A 7,701-nucleotide genomic window follows, 5' to 3' on the forward strand; every position below is an offset into this window, starting at 1 on the left:
ATCCCTGACAGCCTACAAAACGCAATTGAAGAACGCGAGGCATCGTCTTAACGAGGCACCGAGGCGTCGCATTCTTCAGATGGTTCAACCCTTAAGTTAGCGCTTATGGGATATCTCCCCGGTTCAGATGAACCCTCACCATCAGACGCCCTATCTGGATCTCATCGCCCTGGCGCAGCTGTATCAGGTCTGATGTTGCTGTGACTTTTGCCTGGTTCAGCCACAGTTGTGCCGTCTGCGGGCGCAGACAAAATGTGCCATCGTGCAGGATAACGGTAAAAGCCTGAGCCGGAATGCTCTGCTGACGATCCTGTACCGACCAGTGGCATTCGGGGCCATGGCCGACATTTCCCTGCTGTGTGAACAGACAGCGCGCCGCCCGCCCGCTTTCCAGCTCACTGCCGTTAATGACCTGCAATGAAAGCGTCTGTAGTTTCTCTTCCGGCATATTCTGCTCCGTGATTATCATAATTTACGACCGTACCCTGATGGTGACTGAAGGTCGTTCTTCCGGTGTGCCGAGGAAGCTGGTCCAGCCCAGCAGCGCACTTTTGTTATCGCCCAGGCGCATTGCGCCCACCTGCTCCGGCGCCAGCCCCAGATGTAAGTCCCAGGCAAGCTGATCGCGCAGGATGAAGGACACAAACATCGTCAGTGGCAGGAAGTTTTCGCCGGACGGCAGAAAAGAGAGGAACTGTTTTCGGGTCAGGCTGGTAATACTGAGCTGGAATTTTCCGCTGAGATCGGGCACCCGTGTACCCAGAACAAAGTTGCCCAGTACCGATCTTCCTGCCAGTTTTTCGCCATTTTTAAGTGAATAACTCCCCAGGCTATTTTGCTGATCCGGTTCAATATCCACCTTGCGACGTTGCCAGTTTTGCAGCGTCACGTCTGACAAATCAAAACAGTGGGACACCAGACCGCAGATTATTTCCGGGGATCGTCCCGGATTTGCCAGGATCCCGGAATACGCCAGCATTTTGCTGTGATTAATCGCCAGCTTATCGCGAAGCTGGCGGTGGCCCAGCCCAACAAGGGAGTACATGCGCTGCGAGAACGCATCCACACCGCCGTTACGAAAACTGATGTGATAGCGGTACTTACGCCAGATATGCCAGACAAACTGGGTCAGGCGGTGGCTGAACATATCCAGAAAATCACCTACCGGACTTTGTTCATGTACCGCTTTCCAGGCCAGGTGATCGAGGTAATAACCGGGGAGAGGCGACTGGCTCCCCTGTAACCCCATAAAGGTAGTGGTCATCCTGAATGCCCCTGACGTATCCCGTTTCAGCGCACTGATATCACTCAGGGGAAACGCAAGGCTGGCATCGGCGCTGAAACGCAGGATTTCCTGTGCCGGATCGTCGCGCAGGGATAATTCCGGCGTCCCCTTTTCACCCTGTGCCAGGCGGTGCAACAGCTCCGCCATCGCAAAAAAATTGTAAGAGCAGGCGTTATGAAAAACCTGTGCCAGCGGATCATTCTGCTCTTTATCTGCCGGGGGATTTCCCGGACTCAGATAAGAGGATGCTGCCCGGTTCTTTCCGTCCATTTCCATGTCTCCTGGCTTTCTGTGTTCACAACGGTCAGCATGTGGAATGAGTTAACGCTGGCGTACAGCGACAGAAAATGCGAAAGCACCGTACCGAGCAGATACATTTCCCCTTCACAGACAAACGGCTCCGGGTGCAGATACAGCGTGGAGGCCAGCCCCCGGACGGGAATGCCCGTAAACAGGCGGTCGACAGGGCGAGTCTCCAGACGCTCAATGGCATCCAGCTTTTGTTGTGACAGCCGCGCCGTCTGCGGATGATGGATTGCGTGGCGATCAAAGTTGGCGATGACCTGCTTCAGCGCGTCCGTATCCAGTAATGACAGATAATTCAGGTTCATGGCGGAGAGCAGGGACCAGTGCAGGCTGCCATCAATGACCGGCCAGAGCGGTTGCGTCGGGCGGGTAATGTTGCGAAATGAAGCAACAGCCGCATTTTTACCGGTTGTGCCGGTGATATCGCCGGAACGAATTTGTGACGGAAGCTCACGGTTGGTACAGGTCAGCGATACCGAAACCACTTCATTACTGAGCAGCGATTCGTCTGACGGATAACTGCCATCAGCATGTATAAAAGCAAGGGTATGATCAAAGCCGCGATGGAACAGGGATGTTTTGGTCCGGTGATGCCAGTACACCACTTCCCGCTTCCGGCTGTATTCCATCTGATGGCTGAAACTTTCAAAGGCAGGCCACTGGCGCGCGGCCTGCGTCGAAACAGGACGCCCCAGATCTTTTTTCCTGAACATATCCTGCACCTAGCTTATCACGCCGTTAACGGAAAAGACATCGTAATGTTCCGGATAATGGCGGCTGGGAACCAGCGGATAGTCTGCCCGCCGGTTGTCCAGCGTGATGGCTTCTGCATGGTGGATAAATAAATTAATGGCAGGTGCGCAATACAGGCGCAGGGAGTCGCGGCGCAACCGGATGTCCACGGGCAATGGGCGCGAAAAACGCAGTTGCAGGGTAAAGGATTCAGCCTGCAATCCGTCAGGCAACGCCGGACAACCACAAAGATCAAAAAAGAGAAACGCATCCGGGTAACAGAAATACTCCTGAAGGATCCGGTAGCCGCTGTGGACGTTTTTCGGCCAGGGCAGCATGGCATCCTGTGGCTCAAAACCGACAGCTTTCAGCATAAACTCAGGCAGGCGAATATGCTGTTCACCCACAGTCAGGTCGGCACCCTGCAAGTATTCACAGAACCATAAATAAAGCTGGTCACGGGTATAGTTGTCGTCATTGCCGAGCCAGAAGCGAAGTTTGTTCAGATCCAGCGTGCGGAAGTCCGTTCCCGGTGCGACCGAAAAGGTGATGTTGATAACACCATTACGGGTCGTACTGCGGTTTTCAATCTGCTCCAGGCGAACGGGCAGCAGCCAGATATCCCGGCAGAGGGTGAAGGTACAGGGAGGCGGCTCCTCCTTTTTAGCATCGGAGGGCAGCACTTCATCGACTCTAATTTCCCCGGCGTTGGTTGTAAACTGCTCATTACGGGGGATTAACACCGGCACAGAAGACTTATCCATATCCGGCGTATATTCAATAAGGGTCATTGCCGGAACCGGACGCAGGTAATTAGGCCATAGCATCTTAATAAGCCCGTGCGTCAGTTCTGGGAATTCATCCTCAATTTTCTGGCGGAGATTGCCGGTAAGAAAAGCCACCCCTTCCAGCAGGCGTTCAATATCCGGATCTGCATCTTTTTCGGCCAGGAAGCGGGCAAGATGGGGTTTTTCCGTTGCCAGCAGCTTGCTAAGCTGGCGCAGGTAATCGAGTTCTTCCCGGAAATAGCGTTCTTCAAATTCCATTTGTCAGTCCACCCGGTAATGCTGGCTGCCATTCGGTGCCATATCAAATTCAAGCACCTCATGCGTTTCGTTAAATGTCACCCAGGCTGTAATATGAAACGTCATATCCAGCGGGCTGGAGGCGGATGAAACCACTGCCTGCACTTCAGCGCGTGAGATCCGGGGTTCATAGCGTTCTATACATTGCGCGATGGCCCGACTCATTGATTCGCGGAAGTTTTCAGCCCCTTCCGGTTCATCAATGCCCAGCTCAGGCGCACCCCGGCAACTACCGGACCGGGTATTAAGAATGTTTCGTAGGTTCTGGCGAATGGATTGCCTGAGCGAATGAATACTGCCTCCCTGCCGGTTTCTGGCTGAAGAGGCTTCCATACGCTCAAAAAGAGAACCTGTGGTTCTTTCCCGATCCGGTATCATGGTGTGTTACTCCCTGTCTAACCGGCCAACCAGGGAAAGCTCAAAATTTGCCCCCATAAATTTAAAATGAGGCCTCACGCTTAGCGCAACCTGGTACCAGCCGGGTTCGCCTTCTACATCCATAACCTCAACTTTGGCAGCGCGCAGAGGTTTGCGGCTGCGCACGTCTGCAGGCGGGTTTTCCTGGTCGGCAACATACTGACGGATCCAGGTATTAAGCTCTCTTTCTAAGTCGCTCCTTTCTTTCCATGACCCCAGTTGTTCACGCTGCAACACCTTGATGTAGTGCGCTAACCGATTGATGATGAAGAGATAAGGAAGCTGCGTACCCAGCTTATAGTTGGTTTCTGCGTCTTTTCCCGGAAAGTGCTTCGGTTTTTGTACCGAGTTTGCAGAGAAAAAGGCTGCATTATCAGAGTCTTTACGCATGGTAAGGGTGATAAAACCCTCTTCAGCCAGTTCAAATTCGCGGCGATCGGTGACCAGCACCTCGGTTGGGATTTTGGCCTGAATCTGCCCCATCGTTTCGAACAGATGCACCGGCAGATCTTTCACTGCGCCGCCGCTTTGCGGACCGATAATGTTTGGACACCAGCGGTATTTGGCAAAACTGTCTGCGATATTGCATGCCAGCATCCAGGCCGTATTACCCCACAGATAATCTTCGTGGTTCTGGCTGACATCTTCGTAATAGTTAAAGTTCTTAACAGGGTTATCTGTTGGTGAATAGGGCTGGCGAAGCAGGAAGCGGGGTGCCGTAAGCCCTAAATAGCGCGAATCTTCCGAGTCACGCAGGGCGCGCCATTTGGTGTAGGCCGGACCTTCAAAGATGGCATAAAGATCTTTGATATTAGGCAGTTCGGTCCACGAGTTCAGCTCCATAAACTCCGGGGAAACGGAGGACAGGAACGGTGCGTGCGCCATTGCGCCCACGGCACTGACGTATTGCAGCAGTTTCATGTCAGGCGCGGTATTTTTGAACTCATAAGCGCCCAGCACGGCAGCGATGGGTTCACCGCCAAACTGTCCGAAACCGGACGAATAAACGTGCTTATAAAATCCGGACTGAATAATTTCTGGCGCAAACTCAAAGTCTTCCAGAAGTTCCTGCTTGGTGACATGAAGCACGTTGACCTTGATGTTTTCACGGAAATCAACGCGATCCACCATGGTTTTCAGTGAGCGCCAGAACGACTCGACCTGCTGAAAGGCAGGCGCATGGATGATGACATCCATCTGGCGGCTGATGCGTTCATCAATATCTGCAATCATGCTGTCCACGGCCAGTTTATTGACCGGTTCGGCAGATGCAGTGGATTGCAGGATGCTGGCAATAAAGGCTGTCACACCCTGGCGGGCAACGTCATAACCTTCTGAACCGGGCTGAATACGGGTCTGAGCCATGATTTGATCAAGCAGCGACGATGCCTGATCAGTCTGCCCGGCATGACTGGAAACGAGTTCCTCTTCCTGTAAAGACATACTGAAAATCCTTCTGTTTTAGCTGTGTTTCTGAAACCGGGTTTTCGCCGTCAGTGAAGTACGCGCCGCCAGTACGGCGCGCTCTGCTGAAACTCACAAAGATGGATAATCTCATCCAATAGATCACTGATACGGCGATCCAGTGTTGTAATCAGCGCATCCACGCCATCCCGGTTGATTTCACCGGACGGGCTGAAACATACCCGGTAAACCGCCTGCAAAATGTCTTCGTCAGAGAGGGGGTGTTTCCCGGAGATATTTTTGTGTGCCGCCATGTCTGGATAACCCTGTTTAATGAAATAGTGGTGGTTATTTCCCACTCACTTGGCCGATTTCTTTGAGCAACTGCTCGCGGGACTCCTCATTTTCCAGCAATGCCTGGAGCTGGGTACGGAATGCCGGAAGGTTGCCCATCGGCCCCTTCAGCGCAGTCAGTGCTTCACGCAATTCCAGCAATTTATTAACTTCCGGAACCTGCCGGGCCACGCTGTCCGGTGAAAAATCATCCAGTGACTTGATATTCAGCGCCACATTCAGTTCATCGTCCGTTGTGCTTCCCTTCAGCGTGGCGGGGACGGTAAAATTGAGGCCAATGGCTGCTTCAGCCATCACCGCACCGAAATTGTGCTTGTTAACGGAAACTGCCTGACGTTCATCCAGTGGGGATGTCTCCTGCGTATTTCCGGTATCGCCGACAACGAGCATGTTAAGCGGAAGCTCCACTTCAGCCGTCTGGCCGTCCGTCTTCGGGACATAGGATATATTTATACGCTCGCGAGGCGCGACGCTGCCTTCAAATTTTTTGCTCATAAAAGTGATCCGTCATGTTATCTCGTACAGGCCATGAACACGGCATATTTGTACCGCAAAAAAATATCGGCAATGCCGCCCTAATGGCGGTGAAAATAAAATCACCACTCCTTCATCACCCCGCATTCTACGCTTCAAAATAAATAAGAAAAGGACTTTTTATCGATCGTAAAGAGAGGTGTTCTGCAAGCGTTAAATAGATTGTGTGAACCTGCGAAATTCGCGTCAGGTGTATTATGGCAATAATTTAAATATAGAGTTTTTATGTAACTTATTGAATTATATAATAATTTCATTAAACATAAGCTAATATGATGATTGCTTGTTTATATATTTGTTTTGTGATTGATTAAGTGGGTATTTTTAAGGAATATCTCAAAAATTATCAAAATGATAATTCAGAAAGGATAAATACAATATTTATTCATGATTCAGCTTTGGCCATTTTATGGAGGCAATACGGACTTTGAATAGTTGGGTATGGTTATCCAGATATATATTATTAACTTATTGCTGAATAAGAGATTTAATGATTTTAAAAATAGTTTTTACGACAACCGTAAATTCTAGCTCGGTTTGTATGTAAAAAATACTGAAAAATGATGCGGTTCCGTGAAGTGAGCTGCATCTGCCTGTCTGGGATTAACGGCAGGTCATTGTAAGTAGTAATTAACCACGTTAACAAGGAGTTTACAAATGCCAACACCGTGTTATATCTCCATCACTGGTCAGACCCAGGGAAATATTACTGCAGGTGCATTTACCGCTGATTCTGTCGGCAACATCTATGTGCAGGGGCACGAAGACGAGATGCTGGTGCAGGAATTCCTGCATAACGTTACTGTCCCGACCGATCCTCAGTCCGGCCAGCCTGCGGGTCAGCGTGCTCACAAGCCGTTCATTTTTACCGTGGCGCTGAACAAAGCTGTTCCGCTGATGTACAACGCACTGGCCTCCGGCGAAATGCTGCCAACCACTGAACTTCACTGGTGGCGTACCTCTGTGGAAGGCAAACAGGAGCATTATTTCACCACCCGCCTGACCGATTCGACGATTGTCGATATGAAACTGCATATGCCGCATTGCCAGGATCCGGCGAAACGCGAGTTCACCCAGTTGCTCGAAGTTTCACTGGCCTACCGCAAAATAGAGTGGGAACACGTCAAGTCTGGCACCTCCGGTGCCGACGACTGGCGCGCACCGCTGGAAGCATAAGTTAAGCCAACAGCATCCGGCTATTAGGCCGGATGCTGTTTTTGTATTACGCCGTAAAAAGAAAGGTTGTCAGTAAGGGGTTACGTTCACGGGAGATGGCGGATGCCGGAAACTTCGGCGGTAGCGTGCCTGAACGCAAGCGTAACACTGTACTGTTACAGCCGCTTTAACAGCGAACTGTCTGTTTTTCCTTAAACCCGGAGGTTGCTATGTCAACCGGATTACGTTTCACGCTGGAAGTGGACGGCCTGCCACCGGACGCGTTTGCGGTGGTCTCCTTTCATCTGAACCAGTCACTCTCTTCGCTCTTTTCCCTCGATCTCTCTCTGGTCAGCCAGCAGTTTCTCTCCCTTGAATTTGCGCAGGTGCTGGACAAAATGGCCTACCTGACGGTATGGCAGGGCGATG

The 7,701-nt window shown here is 51.3% G+C and carries 6 protein-coding genes and 3 pseudogenes; 2 read left to right on the forward strand and 7 right to left on the reverse strand.

From position 1 onward, the window contains the following. Window positions 1-106: 106 nt before the first annotated feature. From ACJHWK_RS23680 to tssB, 7 genes and pseudogenes are all read right to left on the reverse strand, one after another. A pseudogene (locus ACJHWK_RS23680) lies at window positions 107-448 on the reverse strand (FHA domain-containing protein); the annotation flags it as partial. A gap of 24 nt (window positions 449-472) precedes the next feature. Further along, a complete protein-coding gene (tssG, locus tag ACJHWK_RS23685) occupies window positions 473-1,555 on the reverse strand; it encodes a type VI secretion system baseplate subunit TssG (RefSeq protein WP_170886427.1) in 1,083 nt (360 codons plus the stop codon). After that, a pseudogene (tssF, locus tag ACJHWK_RS23690) lies at window positions 1,519-3,369 on the reverse strand (type VI secretion system baseplate subunit TssF). The gene tssG and the pseudogene tssF overlap by 37 nt, the downstream one beginning before the upstream one ends. 3 nt (window positions 3,370-3,372) lie before the next feature. Then, a complete protein-coding gene (gene tssE, locus ACJHWK_RS23695) occupies window positions 3,373-3,786 on the reverse strand; it encodes a type VI secretion system baseplate subunit TssE (RefSeq protein ID WP_001521866.1) in 414 nt (137 codons plus the stop codon). A 6-nt stretch (window positions 3,787-3,792) separates the two neighbouring features. Beyond that, window positions 3,793-5,268, reverse strand: a complete 1,476-nt coding sequence (gene tssC, locus ACJHWK_RS23700) for a type VI secretion system contractile sheath large subunit (RefSeq protein WP_001521868.1) — start codon at window positions 5,266-5,268, stop codon at window positions 3,793-3,795. 50 nt (window positions 5,269-5,318) lie between these two features. Further along, window positions 5,319-5,543: a hypothetical protein gene (locus tag ACJHWK_RS23705; protein WP_001521869.1), complete on the reverse strand. Its 225-nt coding sequence runs from the start codon at window positions 5,541-5,543 to the stop codon at window positions 5,319-5,321. A 34-nt stretch (window positions 5,544-5,577) separates the two neighbouring features. Next, entirely contained in the window at window positions 5,578-6,078 is a 501-nt protein-coding gene (gene tssB / locus ACJHWK_RS23710) for a type VI secretion system contractile sheath small subunit (protein ID WP_000037390.1), read from the reverse strand. Between the two features lie 696 nt (window positions 6,079-6,774). Between tssB and ACJHWK_RS23715 the strand changes: the two genes are divergently transcribed. Beyond that, window positions 6,775-7,293: an Hcp family type VI secretion system effector gene (locus ACJHWK_RS23715; RefSeq protein ID WP_001142958.1), complete on the forward strand. Its 519-nt coding sequence runs from the start codon at window positions 6,775-6,777 to the stop codon at window positions 7,291-7,293. Between the two features lie 209 nt (window positions 7,294-7,502). Then, window positions 7,503-7,701 (forward strand): annotated as a pseudogene (locus ACJHWK_RS23720) (hypothetical protein); the annotation flags it as partial.

Source organism: Escherichia sp. WS547 (assembly GCF_046486065.1).
In the GTDB taxonomy this organism is placed as follows: domain Bacteria; phylum Pseudomonadota; class Gammaproteobacteria; order Enterobacterales; family Enterobacteriaceae; genus Escherichia; species Escherichia coli.

Coding starts and splice junctions, on each gene's coding strand:
- tssB (WP_000037390.1), bottom strand. CDS start 6,078: ATGAGCAAAAAATTTGAAGGCAGCGTCGCGCCTCGCGAGCGTATAAAT.
- tssG (WP_170886427.1), bottom strand. CDS start 1,555: ATGGACGGAAAGAACCGGGCAGCATCCTCTTATCTGAGTCCGGGAAAT.
- ACJHWK_RS23715 (WP_001142958.1), top strand. CDS start 6,775: ATGCCAACACCGTGTTATATCTCCATCACTGGTCAGACCCAGGGAAAT.
- tssE (WP_001521866.1), bottom strand. CDS start 3,786: ATGATACCGGATCGGGAAAGAACCACAGGTTCTCTTTTTGAGCGTATG.
- tssC (WP_001521868.1), bottom strand. CDS start 5,268: ATGTCTTTACAGGAAGAGGAACTCGTTTCCAGTCATGCCGGGCAGACT.
- ACJHWK_RS23705 (WP_001521869.1), bottom strand. CDS start 5,543: ATGGCGGCACACAAAAATATCTCCGGGAAACACCCCCTCTCTGACGAA.